At 61.9% G+C, this 22020-nt stretch carries 21 protein-coding genes; 7 read left to right on the top strand and 14 right to left on the bottom strand.

The annotated features are described in order from the left end of the window. Positions 1-107: 107 nt before the first annotated feature. The 5 genes from LAC81_RS22495 to LAC81_RS22475 all read left to right on the top strand — a co-directional run bounded on the left by LAC81_RS22495 (position 108) and on the right by LAC81_RS22475 (position 5533). On the top strand, positions 108-1484 hold the full coding sequence (locus tag LAC81_RS22495) for an amidohydrolase family protein (protein ID WP_223729402.1): 1377 nt from the start codon (positions 108-110) through the stop codon (positions 1482-1484). Positions 1485-1509: 25 nt separating this feature from the next. Then, positions 1510-2706, top strand: coding sequence for an amidohydrolase (locus LAC81_RS22490; protein WP_223729401.1), 1197 nt, complete (start codon positions 1510-1512; stop codon positions 2704-2706). Positions 2707-2947: 241 nt separating this feature from the next. Beyond that, positions 2948-3610 carry a GntR family transcriptional regulator gene (locus LAC81_RS22485; RefSeq protein ID WP_419195881.1) on the top strand — a complete coding sequence of 221 codons (663 nt, stop codon included), beginning with the start codon at positions 2948-2950 and terminating at the stop codon, positions 3608-3610. 544 nt (positions 3611-4154) lie between these two features. Further along, positions 4155-4811 (top strand): flavin reductase family protein, encoded by a 657-nt coding sequence (locus LAC81_RS22480; RefSeq protein ID WP_223729399.1) that lies wholly within the window; start codon positions 4155-4157, stop codon positions 4809-4811. Then, on the top strand, positions 4811-5533 hold the full coding sequence (locus tag LAC81_RS22475) for an aspartate/glutamate racemase family protein (RefSeq protein WP_223730433.1): 723 nt from the start codon (positions 4811-4813) through the stop codon (positions 5531-5533). Before LAC81_RS22480 ends, LAC81_RS22475 begins: the two co-directional genes overlap by 1 nt. A gap of 65 nt (positions 5534-5598) precedes the next feature. Here the strand turns inward: LAC81_RS22475 and LAC81_RS22470 are convergent, their stop codons facing one another. From LAC81_RS22470 to LAC81_RS22460, 3 genes are read right to left on the bottom strand one after another with little or no spacing between them, the layout of a single operon-like run. Next, the gene (locus LAC81_RS22470) at positions 5599-6807 is read right to left on the bottom strand and encodes a PLP-dependent aminotransferase family protein (RefSeq protein WP_223729398.1); all 1209 of its coding nucleotides are present in this window, start codon (positions 6805-6807) and stop codon (positions 5599-5601) included. Positions 6808-6816: 9 nt separating this feature from the next. Next, entirely contained in the window at positions 6817-7554 is a 738-nt protein-coding gene (locus tag LAC81_RS22465; protein WP_223729397.1) for an SDR family oxidoreductase, read from the bottom strand. 1 nt (position 7555) lies between these two features. Further along, the gene (locus tag LAC81_RS22460; protein ID WP_223729396.1) at positions 7556-7876 is read right to left on the bottom strand and encodes a DUF1330 domain-containing protein; all 321 of its coding nucleotides are present in this window, start codon (positions 7874-7876) and stop codon (positions 7556-7558) included. 138 nt (positions 7877-8014) lie between these two features. Between LAC81_RS22460 and LAC81_RS22455 the strand changes: the two genes are divergently transcribed. Continuing rightward, positions 8015-8476 carry an Lrp/AsnC family transcriptional regulator gene (locus LAC81_RS22455; protein ID WP_113541228.1) on the top strand — a complete coding sequence of 154 codons (462 nt, stop codon included), beginning with the start codon at positions 8015-8017 and terminating at the stop codon, positions 8474-8476. Between the two features lie 42 nt (positions 8477-8518). Here the strand turns inward: LAC81_RS22455 and LAC81_RS22450 are convergent, their stop codons facing one another. From LAC81_RS22450 to LAC81_RS22435, 4 genes are all read right to left on the bottom strand, one after another. Next, the gene (locus LAC81_RS22450; protein ID WP_223729395.1) at positions 8519-9469 is read right to left on the bottom strand and encodes a hypothetical protein; all 951 of its coding nucleotides are present in this window, start codon (positions 9467-9469) and stop codon (positions 8519-8521) included. Between the two features lie 11 nt (positions 9470-9480). Beyond that, entirely contained in the window at positions 9481-10155 is a 675-nt protein-coding gene (locus LAC81_RS22445; RefSeq protein ID WP_223729394.1) for a hypothetical protein, read from the bottom strand. A gap of 6 nt (positions 10156-10161) precedes the next feature. Further along, entirely contained in the window at positions 10162-11733 is a 1572-nt protein-coding gene (locus LAC81_RS22440) for an AbgT family transporter (RefSeq protein ID WP_223729393.1), read from the bottom strand. Between the two features lie 136 nt (positions 11734-11869). Next, entirely contained in the window at positions 11870-12664 is a 795-nt protein-coding gene (locus LAC81_RS22435) for a DUF1194 domain-containing protein (RefSeq protein WP_223729392.1), read from the bottom strand. Between the two features lie 151 nt (positions 12665-12815). Between LAC81_RS22435 and LAC81_RS22430 the strand changes: the two genes are divergently transcribed. Beyond that, on the top strand, positions 12816-14777 hold the full coding sequence (locus tag LAC81_RS22430; RefSeq protein ID WP_223729391.1) for a BTAD domain-containing putative transcriptional regulator: 1962 nt from the start codon (positions 12816-12818) through the stop codon (positions 14775-14777). Positions 14778-14879: 102 nt separating this feature from the next. On the opposite strand, the gene LAC81_RS22425 is transcribed toward LAC81_RS22430, so the two are convergent. The 7 genes from LAC81_RS22425 to LAC81_RS22395 all read right to left on the bottom strand — a co-directional run bounded on the left by LAC81_RS22425 (position 14880) and on the right by LAC81_RS22395 (position 22013). Next, the gene (locus LAC81_RS22425) at positions 14880-15794 is read right to left on the bottom strand and encodes a TIM barrel protein (protein ID WP_223729390.1); all 915 of its coding nucleotides are present in this window, start codon (positions 15792-15794) and stop codon (positions 14880-14882) included. A 28-nt stretch (positions 15795-15822) separates the two neighbouring features. Next, positions 15823-16944: a sn-glycerol-3-phosphate import ATP-binding protein UgpC gene (locus tag LAC81_RS22420; protein WP_223729389.1), complete on the bottom strand. Its 1122-nt coding sequence runs from the start codon at positions 16942-16944 to the stop codon at positions 15823-15825. A 42-nt stretch (positions 16945-16986) separates the two neighbouring features. Beyond that, a complete protein-coding gene (locus LAC81_RS22415) occupies positions 16987-17874 on the bottom strand; it encodes an ABC transporter permease subunit (RefSeq protein WP_223729388.1) in 888 nt (295 codons plus the stop codon). 7 nt (positions 17875-17881) lie between these two features. Continuing rightward, a complete protein-coding gene (locus LAC81_RS22410) occupies positions 17882-18772 on the bottom strand; it encodes a carbohydrate ABC transporter permease (RefSeq protein WP_223729387.1) in 891 nt (296 codons plus the stop codon). Between the two features lie 75 nt (positions 18773-18847). Continuing rightward, positions 18848-20191 carry an extracellular solute-binding protein gene (locus tag LAC81_RS22405; protein ID WP_419195882.1) on the bottom strand — a complete coding sequence of 448 codons (1344 nt, stop codon included), beginning with the start codon at positions 20189-20191 and terminating at the stop codon, positions 18848-18850. Positions 20192-20435: 244 nt separating this feature from the next. Next, positions 20436-20759 carry a MoaF-related domain-containing protein gene (locus LAC81_RS22400; protein WP_223729386.1) on the bottom strand — a complete coding sequence of 108 codons (324 nt, stop codon included), beginning with the start codon at positions 20757-20759 and terminating at the stop codon, positions 20436-20438. A gap of 51 nt (positions 20760-20810) precedes the next feature. Continuing rightward, on the bottom strand, positions 20811-22013 hold the full coding sequence (locus tag LAC81_RS22395) for an MFS transporter (protein ID WP_223729385.1): 1203 nt from the start codon (positions 22011-22013) through the stop codon (positions 20811-20813). Positions 22014-22020: the final 7 nt, after the last annotated feature.

Raw genomic sequence — 22020 nt, 5'->3', positions numbered from 1 at the left:
ATAAATAGTGTACATCTGATGCAAACAATATCAAGATGGCGAAAGTCGATTTGGCGCGCTTTGTCAAAAAAGAGCGCCAAAACCGGCAGCCGGAGAGGGAGCCTTCCATGACGAACGCACTACTGATTGAAAATGCCACGATCGTTACGATGGATTCGGGACGGCACATTCTCGATCGCGGCCACATCCTGATCGAGAATGGACGCATCGCTGCGATCGGTGATGGAAGTCTTGCTGGAGAAACAAATGCCGAGCGCATCGACGCGGCCGGCATGGTCGCAATGCCCGGATTGATCGACACCCATGCCCATGCCGGTCATATGCTGACCAAGGGGCTGGGCAGCGACACCGAGGACTGGATGTCCGTAACCGGACGAATCTACGCAACCGCGACCGATCCTGAATTCTGGGCGGCAGAGGCGGCGCTGTCGGCGACCGAGAGGATCAAGTGTGGTACGACGACTGCGGCGCTGCTGTTTGGCGGCGGCCCGGATATCATGCGCAGCGAGGCGCCGGAGGCGGCGGAAGCGCACCTGGCTTCGATTGCGGCCATGGGCGTGCGTGAGGTTCTGGCCGTCGGCCCGAACCGTCCCGGACAGGATCATGTCTATCGCCAATATACGTCGACGTCCCACACCGACCTCGTCGTCGATCCGGACCGGCAGATCGACGTGGCGACCGATTTGGTCGACGCCTGGGCCGGACGCGACGAGCGGTTGCAGGTCGTCTTTTCCCTGCCGGTATTCGATGAGCAGGAACTGCGCGACGAAACGGTATACAGGATTGCATGCAAGGTGCGCGATCGCGTGCGCGCAAGAAAAGGCATTCTGGTGCAGGATGGTCACCGGGACGGATCCATTGCTGCCAATGACGTGAGGCTCGGCCTCTTTGATGAGCGGTCGCTTCTTGCCCACTGCATAGACCTGACCGATGCCGACCGGGCGGTGCTGAAGCGAACCGGCGCCAAGGTCGCACACAATCCGAGTGCCCTGATGTCGGTCTATGGCCGCTGCCCGGCCCCGGAACTGATGGCGGACGGCGTTACCGTTTCGCTTGGCACCGATGCCGCGGCACCCGATCGACCGTTCGACATGTTCCGCAACCTGTTCCAGGCGCACCGCTACCACGCACGTCATTTTGGAGACGATGCGGTGTTGCCGCCTTTGCAGTTGCTTGAGATGGCGACGATCGAGGGCGCCCGCGCGCTGATGATGGAAGACGAAATCGGCTCGCTTGAGGTGGGCAAGCGTGCCGACATCCTCCTTATCAACCTGCGCCAGCCCCACCTCTGGCCGCCGCATGACCCGGTGCAGCGCATTGCACGTTTCGCCAATGGCGCCGACGTGGACACGACCATCGTCGGTGGACGGGTGCTGATGCGTGGCCGGCGCCTCGTCGGCCACGACGAAAATGCGATCCTGGATCGCGCGTTGCGTGCGTTTGAGATCGCCATGTCCCGCGCAGGACTGGGCGTTCGCAGCTGACACTGTGAAAAGCGAGGATATCAAGGTGACTGCAGACCTACTCATCCGCAATGCCCGTCCCTTCGGCGGTCCCCTCCAAGATCTTTGCATCCGCGAAGGCCGGTTTGTTGCGGCAGATGGCGGGCGTGCGGCCATCGAGATCGACGCCGCCGGACAAGTCGCCCTGCCGGGGCTTGTCGAAGCCCATACACATCTCGACAAGACACTCATCGGCATGGACTGGTTCGAAAACCGGGTCGGTCCGACCCGCAACCACCGGATCCTGGCTGATCGCAACGCCAAGCGCGAACTCGGCATCAATGCCCGCCGGCAGTCTGCCCGTCAGATCATGCAGACGCTTTCCTACGGCGTCTTGAGCATTCGCAGCCATGTGGATGTCGATACCGAGATCGGCATTGCCAATATCGAAGGCGTCCTCGAAACGCGCGAGGCGATGCGCGATCTGGTCGTTGTACAGATCGTGGCATTTCCGCAGAGTGGCATGCTGCCGCGCGAAGGCACGCTCGAACTGATGGATGCGGCACTGCGGGCCGGCGCCGATATCGTCGGTGGCATCGATCCCGCTTCCATCGAGCGTGATCCGGTGCGCCATATCGATGCAATCTTCTCCCTTGCCGATCGTCATGCAAAGCCGATCGACATTCATTTGCACGAGCCCGGCGACCTCGGTGCGTTCTGTCTCGAACTGATCATCGAGCGCACACGCGCATTGTCGTTGCAAGGGCAGGTGATGGTAAGCCACGGCTATTGTCTGGGAATGCTCGATGCTTCACGACAGGCTGCCTTGATCGACCGGCTCGCTGCGGAAGGCATTGCCGTCATGACCGTCGGGAGCCCTTCGGCGCCCGCATTGCCACTCAGGTTGATGCGTGAGAGCGGTCTCGCTGTCGCTTCCGGTAACGACGGCATTCAAGGCACCTGGGAGCCCTATGGAAATGGCGACATGCTGGAACGGGCGCGGTACCTGGCGCAGCGCAATGGAATGGCCAATGATGTCGATCTCGAATATGCGGCTCGCGTCTGTACCTTCGGTGGTGCGGAAGCCATCGGGCTCGACGGTTATGGTCTCTCAGATGGCCGCTTCGGTGATCTGGTGCTGGTGCCGGCCCGCACCTTGGCGGAGGCTGTCGCGCTGACCCCGCACAAACGCACCGTCATCAGGCGGGGTCGTGTGGTCGTGGATCGTGGCGAACTGGCGGGTGACCTGCCGGTCATCGAATGACGATGGGGCGGGGGCCGGGCTGATGGAAGAGGGACCGACCGTCCGAAACGCCGGCGGGCAGCCGCAGGAACGGCCGGTCCGCAGTGGCGGGCCGCGCCTTTGCCGCTTCGAAGGGGGTGATAATTGACTGTGCTCGGTCCCTTGGCAGTCTCTTTCGACAGCACGCCCGCTATTCTTCAGGTTCGTCATGACGTCCAATCCCAGTGATAGCAATTCAAAATCCGCGGCCTCCAAATCGGACTTGGTCTATCGCATCCTTAGGCGCGCAATCCTCGACCAGGCATTTCCCGCCGGAACGAAACTTCCCGAGGATTCGATCGGCGAGCGGCTGGGTGTGAGCCGCACGATCGTGCGCCAGGCGCTGGCCCGGCTGAACGGCGAGGGCTTGATCGAATTGCGCCCGAACAAGGGTGCCTGCGTCAGTCATCCCAGCCTTGAGGACGGGCACGATATCTTCGCGGTGCGGCGGTCGCTGGAGACATTGGTCGTTGATAGCCTGATCGGCAGGCTGACGCCGCCGAAGATCAAGGAGCTCGAGGCGCATGTCGATGCCGAGGACAAGGCAAGGGTCAGCAATCCGGCAATCTCGATTCAGCTCGCTGGAGAGTTTCACGTCCTGCTCGCAAGGTTGACGGAAAACGCGATTCTCCTGCGGTACGTCACGGAACTCGTTTCGCGCTCTTCGATGATCCTGTCGCTCTATGGGCGTCCCCATTCTTCCGATTGCGCCGTCTCCGAACACCGCGCCCTGATCGCCGCGCTTACGCGCAAAGATCGAGAAAAGGCATGCGAACTGATCGGCCATCATATCGGGGCCATCACGGCCCGGGCACTACTGAAAAGCAACGCCGAGGACGGCCTGCCGGATCTGCTTGCTACCTACGCGAAAGAAGAGGGGCTGTAATGCGCTCTGACACGCTGCTTGTTTTGCTGCGGGGCGTCCCCAGATGCATGCGCGCAGTTCGTATGCAATCAATCTGATGCTTCGACCGCGTGAGGCACGTCTCCACAGTGACCGCGCGGCGGAGTTGGTTTATTCCGTTCGACGCCTACCATCTCGTCAAGCCTCTGATTCTTCGTCAAGATTCGTGTAGAAATCTTGCTGACCCTATTGGAGATTGACCTGTTCATCTCGATTCCTAAGATTGTATGCGATTATTGGATACGATATTGACATAATAATGGATGCAATATAGCTCTATAAGGGCGATTGGCACTGTCGGGGAGGGCAGCATGCGCAACGTACGTTTTGCCGGCCGGAGAGCCGGCGATGCTTTCCTGAAAAGCGATCGTTCCTGCCGAAAGAGATATGCCGGTGTCGGTGCTATCTGCGCGGCCGCGCTTTGCCGCGCATCGCCGTCGGTCCCCAGTGTGGTCGACGGCGAGCGTGTGTGCAGTCGCAGCGCTGAAGCGATGAGTTTTTCAACAAGCAGCCAGGAGATCCGGACATGAACATCGATTTCACCACGCTTCCGCCTCCGGACCGCTATCGACTGCTGACCAACTTCATCGGCCCGCGTCCGATCGCCCTTGTTGGAACGCGTTCGGTCGCCGGCCATAACAATGCGGCGCCGATGAGCTTCTTCAACGTGTTCTCCCATGAGCCGCCATTGGTCGTGCTCGGGATCCAGAACCGTGGCAATGGCGACGAGAAGGACACCGTCGCAAATATCCGTCGAACGGGCGAATTCGTCGTCAACATGGTCGACATGGCGCTTGCCGACGCGATGATCGTCTGTGGCGTCAACTTCGCCTCGGAAGTCGACGAGCTCGATTTTGCCCGCCTGACGCCGATAGCGTGCGAACAGATCGATGCCGCCCGCATCGCCGAAAGTCCATGCAGCTTCGAATGCAGGGTCGAGCAGATCCTCGATTATCACAAGCGTGTGCTGGTCATCGGCAGGGTCGTGCACATGCACATCCAGGACCGGTGTCTTGATCCGCAGGGGCGCTACGCGAACCCCGAGACCTATCAGCCGATCGCGCGGCTGCATGCCGACAATTACATCACGTCAGACCGACAGTTCGAACTTAAAAAGCCGGAGGACCTCCTGCCTCTGGAACAGGCGCAAGTGAACCCCAGGCCGGAGAGGGCCGCCCAATGATCCGCATACATGTCATCAATCCGAACTCGACCGCGTCAATGACCGAGCAGATCGCACGGGCGGCCGAGGCCGTACGATCGGAAGGTTCCGTCATCGATGCGGAGACCGCAACCGGCACGCCCGTCTCGATCGAAGGCTACTCGGACGAGGCGATGGCCGTCCCGGCGATGCTGGCGGCAATCCGTGCTGCGGAGAAACGGGGTGCATCGGCGCACGTGATCGCCTGTTTCGATGACCCCGGTCTGGCGGCTGCGCGCGAAGTGGCAACCGGTCCGGTCATCGGGATCTGCCAAGCGGCGGTACAGGTGGCAATGACGGTGGCGACCCGCTTCGCAGTGATTACCACGCTGCCGCGGTCGGTGCCGGTGATCGAGGATCTCGTCAAGCACTATGGTGCTGCGTCCCGCTGCCGCCGCGTGCGCTCGGTCGACTTGCCGGTTCTAGCACTGGAGTCCGACCCGGAAAGCGCGCGGCGGAAACTCCTCAGCGAAGCGCGCGCGGCGATACGCGACGACGGCGTCGATGCCATCGTTCTTGGCTGTGCCGGTATGGCGGAGCTGTGCGATTGGCTCTCGCGTGAAGCCGGCGTACCGGTCATCGATGGCGTGGTGGCGGCCGTCAAGCTCGCCGAGGCCTTGGCGAGCGGCGGCTTTCGAACCTCAAAAGCCGGTGCCTATGCCTATCCTCGCGACAAGTCGGGTGATATCGCCACCACCCACTGAGCCAGGCCTCCGGCACTCCCGCGCCAACTGTAGCGGCATATTCGAAGGCCGCACTCGCCTTCAAATCACGCTGCTCGGGCGATGGTGGCGCGGGTCGCTTCGGCCAGCCGGCGCACCCCTTCCTCGAGTTTTTCGGGCGCGTTCAATGTGAAATTAATCCGGACCGAGCGGCAATTTCGGCCCTCGGGATCGAAGACGCTGGACGGCGTGATACAGACGCCGTGTCCAAGCGCTTCACGCAAAAGAGCATCGGTATTCAATGCCGGGTCCCGGGCCGTGGCCCAGACGAACATGCCGCCCGTCGGTTTCTCCCATTCGAACAATTCGCCCAGATGCCTTTCCATGGCCGCGCAAAGCGCATCGCGGCGTGCGCGATAAAGCGCAAGGATACCCGGCAGCACGCGCTCGGGGAGGCCGGCGGCGAAAGCGTCCTGGGTAATGCGCTGAGACAAACCCGAGCTGCACATGTCCGAAGCCTGCTTGGCGCCGACGAGTGCCCTGATCATATCGGGGGCGGCGATGGCCCAGCCGATACGAAAGCCGGGCGCCAATTCCTTCGACAGCGTTCCGAGGTAGACGACCGGGCCGTCGTAGACCATCTCATCTTTGCCGGAGAGGGTAAGCATGCGCGGCAAGGGAGTGCGGTCGTAGTAGAGCGTGCCGTAGGGATCGTCCTCGATCAGCCAAGTCCCGGCGCAAGCGGCCGCTGTGACAAGCGCGTGCCGATCCTCGACTCCGACGAGCCGGCCCGTGGGGTTTGAGAAATTGGGCACCGTATAGGCGAACTGTGCGCCGCTCATTGCCGCGACAGGGTTGAAATCACTGGCTTCCAGCCGCATCGGGCGATAGGTCGGGTAGCGGGGCTTCCAGGCATCCAGCGCGCCCAGATAGGCCGGTGTTTGGGCCGCGATCAGCCCGCCTTCATCCAAAAGCACCTTGCCGATCAGATCCAGCGCCTGCATCCCGCCGGTGGTGATCAGCACGTTTTCGCGCGTGAGGCGGAGCCCCGGCGCGCTAAAACGCGCCGCGATCAGGTCGCGCAGTCCGGGTAGGCCCTCGATCGGACTATAGGCCAGCGCCTCGCGCGGGTGATCTGCCACGGCACTCGCCGCCAAGATCGAGAGGTCGGAGACCGGCCATGTCGACGGATCGGGCAGGCCGCCTGCTATGTTGATAAGGCCGGGGATCTGGCCGGCAGACAGGAACATCTGCGTGACATCGTTGCTTTCAGCCAGCCAGTTTGCAAATTTCGGACGCCGGGCGGAATGCTCCATGATCGCTCCTCAGATCGAATGCAGTAGACCGCCATCAACCGCGATGGCCTGGCCGGTGATGTAGGATGCTCGCGTCGAGGCGAGAAAGACGGCGAGCGCCGCGAACTCCTCGGGCTCGCCCAGTCGCCCCGCGGGAATCTTCGGTCCCATTGTCGCATTGTCGACACCCAACTCGGCCATCCGGTCGGTGTTGGTGTAGCCGGGGAGCAGCGCGTTGACGGTGATGCCGGCTGCAGCAACCTCGCGCGACAAGGTGTTCAGCATTCCCAAAAGCCCGGCTCTAAGGCCGTTGGAAATGACCAGACCCGGCTGCGGCTCTTTCGCGGCAACCGAAGTCACGGCGAGGATCCTCCCCCAGCGGTTCGCTTTCATCGCCGGAAGGACGGCCTGAATGCTGTCCACCGTACTCATCCACAAGCCTTGGAAACCCTTGGTCCAGGCCGCCGCATGGGTGGCTTGAAAGCTGCCGGTGGGTGGCCCGCCAGTGTTGGTGACCAGAATGTCGATAGGGCGGTCAAGAAGCGTGCTCGCCGCCGTCACCAGTACTCCGCCCGCTCCAGGGGCAGAAAGGTCACCCGCAAGCGGCAGGCACGCCGTCGCTTCGGCCGTTTTCCGCAGCGCGGCCTCGTCGCGCGAAACAATCACGACCTGGGCGCCTTCGCGCGCAAGTTCCGCTGCGATCGCCCGGCCCAATCCACGTGACCCGCCGAATACGAGGGCGGATTTTCCCTTCAGCTGCAGATCCATGTCAGACCTTCGGGTCCGGGTCTTTGGTGTTGTCGCGCGACACCTGCAGCAGCATTCGCCCGGAAGAGGCCAGCCGCCTGAACTCTGCGGCGCTTTGATAGTCGGCATCCCGATACCAGGCCAACGCTGCATCCCGATCCGGGAACTCCAGGAGAACCATGCGCTCGGCGAAAGCCGGACCGCCTTCGACCGTCTCGACCGCGTCGCCACGGGTGAGGAATTTTCCGCCGTAGCGCGCCAGCGTGGGCGGCGTGAGTGCCGTGTATTTGCGGTAGGTGTCGGGGTCGTGAATGGTCATGGTGCATACGAAGTAGGCAGGCACGGTCGCTTCTCCCGTTTTTTGAAATTCACGGAGACAGTAGCCCGATATTCTTAGCACAACTCGGCGATCTCGGGCATTCACCCATTATTGTGCGCGTGATATCACTACGAATAAGTAGTTTTTGAGAGTTTTTCGCTCATGCCCGATCTCGACCTGATTGATCACAAGATCCTTGACGTCTTGCGCCGGGACGGGCGCATCTCGATGCTGGATCTTGCCGAGCGCGTTGGTCTTTCGGCCACGCCATGCGGCCGCCGCGTCAAGCGCATGGAAGACGCGGGGATCATCAAGGGCTATGCCGCCCGGATCGATCCGGTGGCGCTCGGGCTGACTGTCAGTGTCCTGTGCTCGGTGCGGCTGGCTCGGCACGGCACCGAAGGAACGGAGCAGTTCCTTTCAGCGATCGCCAAACGCCCGGAGATCACAGAATGCCTGCTGGTGGCGGGCAACGTCGATTATGTCCTGCGCATATGGGTGCGCGATCTCGATGCGCTGGGGACGTTCATTCGGGATGTGCTTCAGTCGATCCCGGCCGTCGCCGAAACCACGACCATGGTGATCCTGAAGCACGACAACCCGTACTGGAAGGCGGGGCGATGACGGCGGTTCCATGCCGGGCGCCGCCATCATAAGGGCTGCGGCTCACGTCTCCGGGGCGGCCTCTGCGCGGGCACATCCGCGGATTTCTTCGAGCGAGCGCACGCCGAGGCGTTCCAAGAGCGCGTAGAGATCATCGAGGAGGCGGGGGAAGTAATCCGGCCGGCTCATGCTGGCGGCGCCGATCTGCACGAGATGGGCACCCGCCATGATGAACTCCACGACGTCCTCCGCCGTGGTGATGCCGCCGGCCCCGATCACCGGGCGCTTGGCGACGCTCGCAGCCTGCACGCAGCGCCAAAGCGCGAAAGGCTTCACGCCGGAGCCGGAGTAACCGCCAAAGCCGGTGGAACCGCAGACGAAGGTGCGCCGCTCGATGTCGATGCGTGCGCCTGGAATGGCATTGAATAGCACCGTTCCATCCGCGCCGCCTCGCTCCGAGGCGGAAACAAAATCCTCGATGATCATCTTGGCTGACGTGGCCGCCTTCGACCACAGCAGCACCTTGCCCTCGGCGGCCGCCGAAAGCGCGCGAAACATCTCCTCGTTCTGCTGGGGATTGTCCCAGTAGGAGGGTTCGCCGCGGCCGGCATAGGGGAAGTTGCCATTGACCTCGACGCCGGCGATGCGGCCGCTTTCGACACAGGCGCGGATCATCTCGACCAACTGCGCGCGCGTCGGCGCCTTGATGTTGACGAAGATCGGCACCTCTTCCGCCGGCAGGCGCGGCAGCGCCTCGGCAATGAAACGGTCGAGCGTCATGTTGTTGATGCCGAAGGCGGAGAGATAGCCGCTCTCCGTATGGGCAAAGCGGCGGCAGCGGTTCGGCTCACCCTGCCAGGGAAGGAAGGAGTTTGCGACGACGCCGCCGAGCCGGGTGATGTCGAAGACATCGAGATACTCGACGATGTTGCCGAAGGTGCCTGCGGCTGACATGACCGGGTTCTTGAAGGTCACGCTGCCTGTGCCCATTGGTACGGTTACGGAAAGGTCCATGGCGGCGATCCTCAAATGAAGGGGGCGGAGGCGAATTGCAGGCGCACGAGGTTGACCCGCTTGAGCGCGAACCAGGGGCCGACGCGACAGCTCGCCTCGCCGTCCATGTTGTCCGAAACCGTTACGTGACAGCTCCGGCAGGCGCCAACGCCGCAACTCATGTCCATGTTGGCAAAGAGGTAGGGATTGGCGTCGGGGAACTCGACGATGAAGGCCTGAAGCCGCGCGGGTTCGAGTGCGAGGAAGACGGACGTCCATGCGAGACCAGCCTCCACGCGCTGGCGTAGATTCTGCCAGAGGTCCGCATCCGCCCCGGTGACGAGCACTGTCGCTCCGCGCTGCTCGAAGGGCGCGACGCGGTAGAGGAAGGCCGGCGTAGTGACGATGAGCGAACCGGCGCCGACGGACACGGCAGCGGTTTCGTTCGACCAGACTGTCAGCGCGTTGCCCGCCGCGGGTTCGAGGTCATCTGCCTCGAACTTTGCGACCAGCGCAGCACGGCCGTCCGCAAACGTCTCGACCGTCGCGATCCGGCAGCGAGGGCTGTGCCGGTCCTCCGAGAAGAGCACGGTCTCGCCGGGGCTAACCGATGCAAGGCCAGAAATTTCCAGCCGCAGCCAACGACGCGCGCCCTCGCGTCGCAGTTCGTGACAAGCCAGTACCTTGGTTTCACTGAGGAAGCGCATGGTGGCTCACCGTGCCATCAGCGTTGCGCCCGGGCCTGGCGGCAGGTCCCACAGCACCCAGAACACGAGCTGCAGCGCGAGAACGGCGAGGATGGCGAGTGCATAGGGCATGGCCAGCATCAACGGCGTGCCGACCTTGACCGCCTCGGTGCCCTTGGGGCGCCACTTGTTGAGCAGGCCGATGACGAGGATGAGGAAGGGGTTGACCGGGCAGATCGCGTTCAGCGGTGCATCGCCGATACGATAGATCATCTGGGTCGCCGCCGGGCTGTAACCGAGCGCCAGCATCAGCGGCACGAAGATCGGCGCGTACATGATCCACAGTACACTGCCGGAGATGATGAAGAGGTTCGATACCGAGACGAGCAACAGGAAGAGGAAGATCGCGACACCCGGCGAGGCCTGTGTGCCCTGCAGCATCACCACGCCGTAGCTGCCGATGTATTCGCCGATGTGGCTATCGTTGAAGAGCTTCAGGAAGATCACCGCCGCGGCGGAAACCACGAGGAAATAGGACATCGACGAGATGCCGTTCTTCATCCATTCCGCCGCCTCGCCGAGTGACTTCAACCGGCCGGAGGCCCAGCCATAGGCAATGCCCGACAGTGCAAAATAGAGCGAAATCAGAACCACGATGCCGCCCATGAAGGGGGACTTCGGCACGATTTGACCGCCTTCGCCGCGCAGTGCTCCGCCTTCTGACAGGAGAGAGACGAGGATCAGTCCGAGATAGACAACGGTGAAGATACCGGCTGCGACGAGCCCCCGACCCTCGCGGCCATGACCGGTGCCGGGCTCTTCAACGACCTCCGTTTCGATCTCCAGTTCGCTCACACGGTTCGGTGCGAGCTTGGAGGGCACGAAGAAGTAGGTGATCAGCAGCATCGCCGCCGTTGCGGTAAAGGCGCTGAACGCGTTGAAATACCAGTTCATGATCGGCGAAACGTTGGCTGCTGCCTCCGGCGGCAGAACGCTCGCGGTGATGCCCGAGAGTACCGTATCCGTCTGGTTGATGACCAGTGAAGCGGAGAAACCGGCAGTGTTGCCGACGAAGACCAGAATGATGCCGAGCCAGGGATTGAGGCCCATCTGATAGAAAAGCGTCGCCGCGAGCGGCATCAGCACGAACATCGCCGCGTCGCCAAAGAGGTCGCCGTTGATCGCCACAAACGAGACGACGCTGATGATCGCGAATTTCGGAACGCGCCGCAGAAGCCCGCGAATGACCGAGGAGAGGAAGCCGGATTGTTCGGCAACCGAAATACCCATCATCACGACCAGCGTGAGGGCGATCGGCGGGAAGCCGACGAGCAGCTTCGGAAATTCGACGATCAGGTTGGCGAAGTAGGCGGGCGTCAGGATGTTTTCGATCGCAACCGTCTTCGCCACGGCCTGGCCCGTCGCCGGATCCACGGTCGAGAAAGCCAGCGATACCCCCGCTTGGGCCAATGGGAAAGACGCCAGCGCCGTCAGTGCCGCCAGCGCCAGCAGCAGCGTGAAGGGCTCGGGCAGTCTGTTGATGATCCCTTCGAGCCTGTCGAATAAATTGCTGTCGCGCCTAGCGAGCGTCCCGTCCATGCTGTCCCACCCCATCCTCGAAATGCCTTCGATGGCCAAGTTATTTCGCAAGTGTCTGCGAAAGTGAAGATCATGTCGACAGGAATGGCGCTTGTTTGTATACATTTATTTCAATTATCGTGCGCAATATAGAATGCTATTGGATTGCCGTGCCGGCACTCTCGACCGGCTGCACCTCTGGCAGCTCCTGTGGCTCGAGGTTCATGCTAATTTCCGTGACCAGTTTGCGCCGAAGGGCGGTCGCGTAGTCGCCTGGGCCTGTCGTTGTCACGACAAAGGCTCCCGAACCGCCGATGACATTGTCGGCAAAATAGGACGCCAGGTGATAGCCGGGAATTTCGTCACTTGCCGGGATGGCGATCGCGTTGATGGTGTATCCCTTTGCAATCGCGTTTCGTCTGCTTGACTGAACGGGGAGGCCGTCGTTGTTCTCGCCATTGCCGGAGATGTCGATGACTTTCCGCTCGGCCTTGCCCGGATACTGGTCGAGAAGCAGGCTCGCGGCATCGATGGCAGAGGAAACGGATGTCCCGCCCCTGCCACCGCGGCTGAAGCCGGTGTCGCCGTTTCTTCTGATCACATCGGCGGCGGCTTCGGCATCTTCCAGTCCGCAGATCCTCGTCCAGGGCAGCACGATTCTCTGGCGTCCGGGGCTCGCCCACTCAAAATAAGCGACGCCGACGCAGCCGAAGTAATTTCGGGCAATGGCTGCAACGATCTCCGGCGACGTGAGCGCTGCGGCATGACCGTTGCGTTGCAGGTTGGCGGTGTCCGGATCGACCGAGGACGAAAAATCGACGGCGAACACGATGGCGACGTCAACGTCGGCAGCCTGTGCCGGCAGCGGCCCAAGCAATGCGGCGGCAAGTGTTCCCGCCAATCTCAAGAATGAACTGCCCCCCATGACGAGCCCCCGGTCGGTTGGTTCCATCGGTGCCGTGTCCGGCACTTCTCTAGGTTTAGTCGATCGACCGTCACGGCGGAGCTTGAATGGTTGGCGGTTTGGTTGACGCTAGCGTTATATTTGCATTAGCGTTTCATTATTTAATGGTGCCAGACGCCCCATGACGACCAACCAAGGCATGGCCAGACTCAGACTTTCTTTGCTCGGCGGCTTTCGGATCGAGGAGGAGCAGCGCGGCCAGGTCCCTTTGACCGGCAAAAGAGGTCAGGCCATCATTGCCTATCTTGCCCGCTGTCCGGGCATGGCAGCGTCCAGGGAGAAACTGGCCGGTCTGCTCTGGAGCGATAGTGACAGCGACCATTCGCGCAACAGCCTGCGGCAAACCCTCAGCCTTTTGCGGCGCGATTTCAGTCGGGCAGGCGTGGATTTGATCCAGGCCCAGAACGATACGATCGGCCTGAAGACTTCTGCCATCGACATTGACGTCGAGGATTTTGAAGCGGGTCTGATGGCCCGCTCGCCGCAGGAGCTCGAAATGGCCCTGGCGCACTACGGCGGGCCGTTTCTCGATGGCTTCTACCTGGACAGCAACTCCTTCGATGACTGGGCAGCCTCAGAGCGAGAGAGGCTGCTGAACCGCGCAATCGAGTCGTATGAAAAACTTGCGCGTCTCGTGGATGGGGAGGCGGGCTTGGTTCTGGCCGATCGCCTGTTGGCCCTGGAGCCGACGCGGGAAGCATCCTACCGGCTGAAGATCGAATTGCTGATCGCCTATGGTCACCGCGACCAGGCGATGCGCACATATGAGCTGTGCAGCAGCGTCGTGAAGAGGGAGTTTGGCGTCGGGGTCAGCCCGGAGACCCGAGCGCTGTCGGACGCCATCTTGGCCCCCGCCTCGAAATCGGTTCATCCACAGTCGGCAAATGGAGGCGCGGCCGGACAACACCACGGAAGCCCGTCGATCAGCGTTGCAGAATTCGTCAATCTGACGGGCGAGGGGGGAGACGATTACTTCGCGAGGGGGCTCGTGCAGGATATCGCGACGGCCCTGACCGCGGTTGCGGACTATGTGGTGCTCGCCGTACCCTCGCCCCAGGACAAGAACATTCCCGGCGACGAGCCGAAAACGCCGGTCAGGGCGCGTTATGTGCTTAGCGGCAGTATTCAGAGATCCGGCGATGACCTGCGGGTCAACGTCCTGCTCGTCGATGTCTCCGGCGGCCACAACGTCTGGGCGCAGAAGTTTGACGGCCACTCGGAAAATGCACTCCGGTTCCAGGACCGGATCGCACAGGCGGTCGTGCTGGCCGTGATCCTCGAACTACAGATGACGAACTGGAAAGTGCGTGACAAGAGCCCTCCCGGCAGCTCGGAGGTACGCAGGCTCGTGAACGAATCTCTGATGAAGTACTTCGAGATGACGCGGGATTCGCTGCTGACGGCGATAGAGCTTGTCGAGATGGCGCTCGCAATCGAGCCTCACAACGCCCGCGCAAAGCGCACGCTGTCCGTGGCAATGACCATGGCCCTTGCCTTTGGCGCCCTTCCGTCAAATCAGGGATACCTGGAGCGCGCATTGGATCTTGCGCAGGCTGCGGTGCGCGCGGTGCCCGACGACGAAATTGCCCGCGTCATCCTCTCCTTCGCCCTTTTGTCGGATGGCCGGATCGATGAAGCGATTGTCGAGTGTCGCCATGCGATCGGTCTTAACCCGAGTTATCCCAGTGCGCGGGGCGATATTGCGGAACTCTATGCCTTGCGCGGACAGGTGAACGAGGCATTGCACGAGGCGAGCGAAGCGATCCGTCTCGGGACCCATGACGTGATCGACTTCTGGCGCCACCACAGCATGGCCGTGGCGCTGTTTGCCGGCGGCAAGGATCGGCGTGCCCTGGAGGTTGCCCGCAAGGTTGTCAGGACCAAACCCGGCTTCGTTCGCGGCGCGCTCTATTGGGCCGCTGCCGCTGCCGCCACCGGAAACACGGAAGAAGCGTCTCGGGCCATGCATCATTGCCTCTCACAGCTCCCGCATCTCAACCTCGGCAATGTCTGCCCGGGTTTCATGCCGCGCTACGTGAAGGATCATCACCACGCGCGCTTGCTGGAGATGCTGTCGCGTGCCGGTCTTCCGAGCGCGTAGAGAGCGCTTCCTTGAGAGCGGTCTAGGAGAGCGGTCTACGCAGTCGGAATTTTCGCATTGAGCGGTTGCCCCACCGAACGTTCAGTGGGGCAACCGGAAACATTATGCAGCGGAACGCTGTCCGACCGCAGCCGCGAGGCGCCTTGCCCGCTCGAGGCATGCCGGCTGCTGGTCGGCAAAACGCTCGGCGCCGATTTCCATGATCAGCGTCGTATCCGGAAGGAAGGTCAGTTCGGAGAAGATGTCATCCCAGGCAATGTCGCCCCAGCCGATCGGCAGGTGCAGGTCGCCGATCCCAAGCGCGGTCGCTTCGGCCGGGTGATAGAAGCGGTTCATGGTGTAGGGCAGGCCGAAGCTGTCATGAGCGTGCAGGTGACCCGTCACCGGTGCCATCGCCCTCAGCTCGTCGCGGAAATCCAGCCCACGATGCGTGGCTTCGATATAGGCATGCGAGAAGTCGATGAGCGCGACGACGTTGTTCGAGCCGATCGCTCGCACCGTTTCGGCAACCTGGCTCGGCGTTTGCCGATACTGGCCGCTTTCCGTTGTGAAGATGTTCTCAAGCGCGATGCGGACACCGTAACCTTTGGCGACCTCGGCCATTTCCGCGAGCGCGTCGCGTTCCATCTTGTCGAGGTCAGCGGCGTTCTCTCCGGCGGCAAGCTGTGCCGCGCCGGAGTGGTGGACGAGGATCCCCGCACCGAGCCTGTCGCACAGTTCGAGCATCGCCCGCACGACCTTCTTCTGCAGATGGTGGTGCTGGCGATCCATGAAGTTGGATACGATCTGGCCGTGCAGCGAAAGCTTGTTGAAGGTGTACTTCTTGGTGATCTCGGCGACCCGCTGGACGCGGTCTTCGATGATGCGGCCGCCGCTGACGATCTCTTCGCCATAGATCCCGATCTCGCAGGCGTCGGCGCCCGTCTCTGCAACTTCGCGCAGGGAGGCATCAAGGGTCGAAAGATCACCCTTGCCCGTCCGGTTGCAGAATCCTACGGCGGAAATGATATCGTTCATCACGGTTTCTCCTGATTTATTGAAGTGATCAGACTGCTTGGAGTGTCGGTTGGCTGGCGGAATTGCGGACGGCACGCGGCTCCAGATCGACCTCGATCCTCCGGCCGGTCTCCTTGTCGAAGAGGTGCAAGTGCGCGAGCGGCAGTTCCAGGCTGATCCTCTCGCCCGGCCGCACGCGCGTGTACTCGTCGACTGTGGCCGCGAAGGGATAGCCGTTCAGTTCCGAGTGGATAACACGGCCGGAGCCGAGCTCCTCGATGAAATCCACCTTGATCGAGATTCCATCAGGCGCAACGACACATTGTTCCGGGCGAATGCCGACCGTGATCTGCCTTGCGCCCAGCCGGGTGGCCAGGCCTCTGTCGATCGGTATCGTCGTGGCGCCGAATGTGAGGCAGGCGTTGTCGACGTCGACCACGGCATCGAAAAGGTTCATCGCCGGAGAGCCAATGAAGGATGCGACGAAGATGCTTGCCGGACGGTGGTAGATGTCGAGCGGCTGGCCCACCTGTTCGACCACGCCCCTGTTCATCACGACCAGCTTGTCCGCCAGTGTCATCGCTTCCACCTGGTCGTGGGTGACGAAGATGGACGTTGCCTGGAGGCGCTGATGCAGTTTGCGGATCTCGGCCCGCATGGTGACGCGAAGCTTGGCGTCCAGGTTCGAAAGCGGTTCGTCGAATAGGAACACGTTCGGCTCGCGAATGATCGCGCGCGCCATGGCGACGCGCTGCCGCTGACCGCCGGAAAGGGCAGCGGGCTTGCGATCGAGATAATCGGTAAGCCCGACGATCTTGGCTGTTTCCTCGATCCGACGCAGGCGCTCCGCCTTCGCTACGCCGGCCACCTTCAGGGCATAGCCGATGTTTCCGGCAACGGTCATGTGCGGGTAGAGGGCGTAGTTCTGGAACACCATGGCGCAGCCGCGTTCGCGCGGCTCGAGCCTGTTGACGACCTTTCCGTTGATGGCGATCTCGCCGGCGGTGATGTCCTCCAACCCCGCGATCATCCGCAGAAGGGTCGATTTTCCGCAGCCGGACGGGCCGAGGATCACGACGAATTCTCCTGACGCGAAGGCGAGGTCGATGCCATGCAGGGTGGGGTTCTTTCCGTAAGATTTACGCACGGCGCGAATTTCGATGTCAGCCATGAGCGCGGACCTCTCTGTCTATTCTGTTCGGGGAAAGCGGGGTCATTTTTCCGTGGCCACGAGGCCGCGAACGAACCACCGCTGCAGCACGGCGACGACGATGAGTGGAGGCAGCATGATGATCAAAGAACCGGCGAGCGTCACGTTCCAGTCCGGCGTGCCGTTGTCGGCGGGCAGGAGCGCAACCAGCGACATCATCGTGGTCTTGTATTGCGGGTCCGTCACCATCAGGAGGGGCCAGAGATACTGGTTCCAGCCGTAGACGAACATGATCGTGGTCAGCGCCAGCATGTTGGTGCGCGAGAGCGGCAGCAGCATGTCGATGAAAAAGCGGATTGCGCCTGACCCGTCCATACGCGCCGCCTCCGCCAGCTCGTCCGGCAGGGTCAGGTAGAACTGGCGGTAGAGGAAGGTTCCGGTCGCCGTGGCGATCAGCGGCAATGTCAGACCGGCATAGGAATTGAGAAGGTTCCAGTCGACGGAGATCTCGAAGCCGGTGATGGCGGAAATCAGCAATCGGATCGGTTGGAACAGATCGGCGGCAACCGCATAGGTGGGCACCACGCGCACTTCGAGCGGCAGCATCAGGGTGATGAACACCATCCAGAAGAAAAAGCCCTTGAGCGGTGTGCGGAAGAACACGATGGCAAATGCCGTCAGCGCCGACAGCGCCACCTTGCCGACCGTGACAAGGCTCGCCATCACGAAGCTGTTCAGCATCGCCGTCCCGAGGCTGGCGCGCGACCAGGCCGCGCCCATGTTCTCGAAGAGGCGATCCTGCGGCACGAAGCTGAAGGGGATGGCGTTGACCTGCTGGAAGGTCTGGCTGGCGCCCGACACGATGACGATGAAGGGGCCGATCAGCAGCAGGAAGCCGAAGATCATCACGCCATAGGTCAGCGCGTTGGCGAAGGGGGTCCGCTGGATCATGGGAGCCTCACTTGTAATGGACCTGGCGCTCGATGAAGTGGAACTGGATGAAGGTGAAGACCATGATGAGGCCGATGAGCACGAGGCTCTGGGCCGACGCGCCGGAGTAGTTCAGGCCGCGGAACGCCTCCTCGACGATGCGATAGACCATCACGTCGGTGCCGTGGTTCGGGCCGCCATCGGTCGTGCGGGCGACGATGCCGTAGGTATCGGCACCGACGAAGCCCTCGGTCATCATGATGACCAGCAGGAAGAAGAGCGTTGGCGCCAGCAACGGTATCTGGATATCGACCGCTCGGCGGATCGGGCCGCAGCCGTCCATCGCGGCCGCCTCGATCAGCGAGCGCGGCACCGACTGCAAGCCAGCGAGCAGGAAGATGAAGGTGTAGCCCGCCCATTTCCAGGCAAAGACGACGATGACGAGGATGAGGGCGTGGCTGCCATACTTGGCCGGGTTCCAGAAGTCAGGAAAGGCGGCGTTGACCGATGCCATCAGCCCGCGTTCCGGCGACAGGATGAAGCGGAAGGCCATACCGGCCGCCGGTCCCGCAATCGCGTAGGGCAGAATATAGAGGAACCGGAACGGTGCGGAGCCCGGCAATTGCCGGTCGACAGCAAGGGCAAGAACAAGGCCGATGAAAATGGTGGAAAGCGTGCCGCAAAGGGCGAATGCCAGGCTGATGCCAACGGAGTTCCAGTAGAGCGGATCGGCAAACACTTCCTGGAAGTTGGCAAGGCCGACGAATTCGGCGGCACCGCCGAATGGCGGCTCCAGCGTGAAGGCCCACCGCAATACGGCGACCGCTGGCCAATAGAAAAAGAGCAGGATCAAAATGATCTGCGGCAGGGCGAAGAGGCTGGGCAGCCACCAGCTGCGAAAGGCCGCGCGCTTGTCCATATGTCGAAATTCCAATGCGCAAGAACAGAAATCGGAGCCCGCCGATATTGCGGCGGGCTCCGGGCGGATCAGATGTCAGTTCAGCGTCTGTCCGGCGTAGGTCTTCTCGAAGCGGCGCAGAACGGCGTTGCCACGTTCAACCGTTTTGTCGAGTTCGGCCTGTACGTCTGCGTTCTGCATGAAGATCGCTTCGAGCGCGGTTGCGAATTCCTTGCGGATCTGCGTGAAGCCGCCGAGGCGAATGCCGCGGGTATTTTCCGAGGTCGGGGTGAAGGATAGGCTCTGGATGGCGAGTTCGCGCCCCTTGTAGGGAGCCTTGTCGTAGAAGCCATTGGCCTTCATGGCGTCGAAACCGGTCTTGGTCACCGGGATGTAGCCCGTCACCGTTGACCACCACTCGGCCATCTCGGGCGTCCCAAGGTAGTTGAGGAAGGCGGCCGCGCCCTTGTATTCCGCTTCCGGACGGCCAGCGAGCACCCAGAGCGATGCGCCGCCGACGAGCGAGTTCTGCCGCTCCGTGCCCTTCCATACAGGCAACATGGCAACTTCCCACTTCACGCCTTCGGGAAGGGTCTTGCCGATCGTGCCGTGGTCGGCGACGGAGGTCTGGATCATCTGGCAGGTCTCGGACGTGAAGGCCGGGACGATATCCATGCCGAGTTGCTTGGTCTTGACCACGAAGAGCTTCTCGTCAGCCATCTTCTTGAAGAACTTAACGTGATCCACGAACTTGGTCTTGTTGACCACAAGTTCGGCGTCCAACCCATTGTAACCATTGGCCTTCGTGGCAAGCGGCTGGTTGTGGATGGCGGAGAACTGCTCCATCAGCGGCCAGGTGTCGAAGTTGAACGCCAGCGGGCACTCGAAGCCGGCTGCCTTCAGTTTGCGGGCTGCTTCCTCGACCTGTTCCCAGGTGTCCGGCTTGAAGTCGATGCCAGCCTTCTGGAAGGCGTCGACATTGTAATAGAACATCGCGGTGGAGGAGTTGAACGGGAAGGAGTTCAACTCGCCCTTTGCCGTCGCGTAATAGTTGGCGATGCCGCCGAAATAGTTGTTCCAGTCGATGGTGTAGCCGTTGTCGGCCATCAGCTTCTTGGCGGGCACAAAGGCGCCGGAGAGCATCATGTCGAGTGTGCCGGCATCGTAGATCTGGGTGATTGCCGGCTGCTTCTTGGCACGGTAGGCGGCAATCGTGTTCTGCAGGGTCGTGTCGTAACCGTTTTGAGAGGTGCAGACGATCTCGAATTCGGACTGGCTGTCGTTGAACTTCTTGCAGGCATCCTGGACGCGTTCGCCAAGATCGCCCGAAAGGCCGTACCAGAATTCGAATTTCGTCTTCTCGGCGGCGGCTGCGGGCGCGCCAAACGCGACGCTGGCCATCAGGCCGATAAATACGGACGTAGTGACGGAGACTCTCATTTGCAAAACGCTCCTTGCAGATTGGCGGACACCAGGATCGGTGGCACGAATGAAGCCGGGCGCTTGCTAACAGTTGAGTGTGACAGTCCTTGCCAATCTGCATGATGGAAAAATGAAAGTTTGATTACGCTTTGAGGAAGCGGCGCGCGCTCTCGTTGCGCCGCCTCCGTGTCAGGTGGCAGTCGTTGACCCGGTGTCGGTTGGCGTCAGGCTGACGACCGGAGCGACAAGCTCCGAGCCGCGATTACCGCTCGGGTGACTGCCGCAGACTTCCCTCGAGGCGAAAGAACTGCCCCTGAAGGGTCGTGAAGAAGGAAAACGATCGTCCGGTCTGAAAGTCATCGACGTGGACGACGGTCGAGCCGTCCGCTTCCTGCCAGGAGATCGCATAGATCTCTTCGCTGAGCCGGCGCCATTGAAATTCAACGGTGCCGGATGCTCCCGACATCGGACCGGATGTAATCTCATAATAGAGCGTGCGTCCGTCGGCACTGTAGGTGTTGATAGCCGCCAAATCGCCGTAGTCGACTTCAAAACGCTTCCCAGCGTGAGGAAAGGCCTCGGTCATTTTTTCATCTCCGTCAGTAAGTTACCTGGGTTTCCCAACGTCCTGCATTGCTTATCGAAGCGCCGGCGCCGCGTTTTTCGCGCGGGTTCCTATGAGCACCAGAACCAGGCCGGCAGCTGCCAGCAAGCCGCCGGCAATCGGAATGGCTTCGTAGCCGAGGCCCGCGCTGAGTGCGCCGCCACCGACTGCCGCTCCCACTGCATTGCCGAGGTTGAATGCGCCGACATTGATCGACGAGGCGAGACCCGGCGCCTCGGCCGCCGCCTGCATGACCCGCATCTGCACTGGTGGCACGATCGCAAAGGTGGCCGCACCCCAAACAAGGAGCCCGATCGCCGCGCCGACATGGGTCGTCAGAGCCAAGGGCAGGAGCAGCATGATGACGGCGAGAGCGGCAAGAAAGATCTTCGTTGCCCCATCCAGCGACCAGTCGGCCAGCCGGCCGCCGAGGCCGTTGCCGATGGTGAAGCCGACGCCGATCAAGACGAGTGCGAGCGTGATGAAGGTCTCGGATGCGTGCGTGAGCTCAGACAGCACGGGCGCGACATAGGTGTAGAGCGTGAACATCGCCCCGGCGCCCATGACCGTTGTCGCCATGGCCAGCAGCACGACCGGGCGGGTGATCACCTTCAACTCCTTTGCGACGTCCGGCATCTTGCCCGCCTCGCCACGCGGCAGGGACTGCCACAGGGCGGTGATGGCGACGACGCCGAGAACCGCCGTTCCGGCAAACGACATGCGCCAGCCAATCTGCTGGCCGATCCAGGTCGCTGCAGGAACGCCGCCAATATTGGCGATCGTCAGGCCCATGAACATGGTGGCGACAGCACTTGCGCGCTTTTCCGGCGATACGATGCTTGCCGCCACAATCGAACCGAGGCCGAAGAAAGCCCCGTGGTTGAGGCTCGTCACGAGCCGGGCCGCGAGCAAGGTCCAATAGTCGGGCGCGAAGGCCGAGAGAATGTTGCCGAGCGTGAAGATGCCCATGAGCAGCATCAGCGCCGTCCGCTTGCCAAAACGGCCAAAGGCCAGCGTCATGATCGGCGCACCGACCATTACGCCGATGGCATAGGCGCTGACGAGGAGACCGGCCGTCGGAATTGATACGCCGACGCCATCGGCAATGACGGGCAGCAGGCCCATCGGCGCAAATTCGGTGGTGCCGATGCCGAAGGCACCGATCGCGAGCGCGAGAAGCGGCCAGTTGAAACCAGCCGCCGGCGCCGCACTTTCCTGTGCGTTTGTAGCACTCATTGCGAGT

Source organism: Ensifer adhaerens (genome assembly GCF_020035535.1).
In the GTDB taxonomy this organism is placed as follows: Bacteria; Pseudomonadota; Alphaproteobacteria; order Rhizobiales; family Rhizobiaceae; genus Ensifer.
Note: the sequence above shows the minus strand (reverse complement) of the source record. Positions and strands in the feature narration are given on the sequence as shown.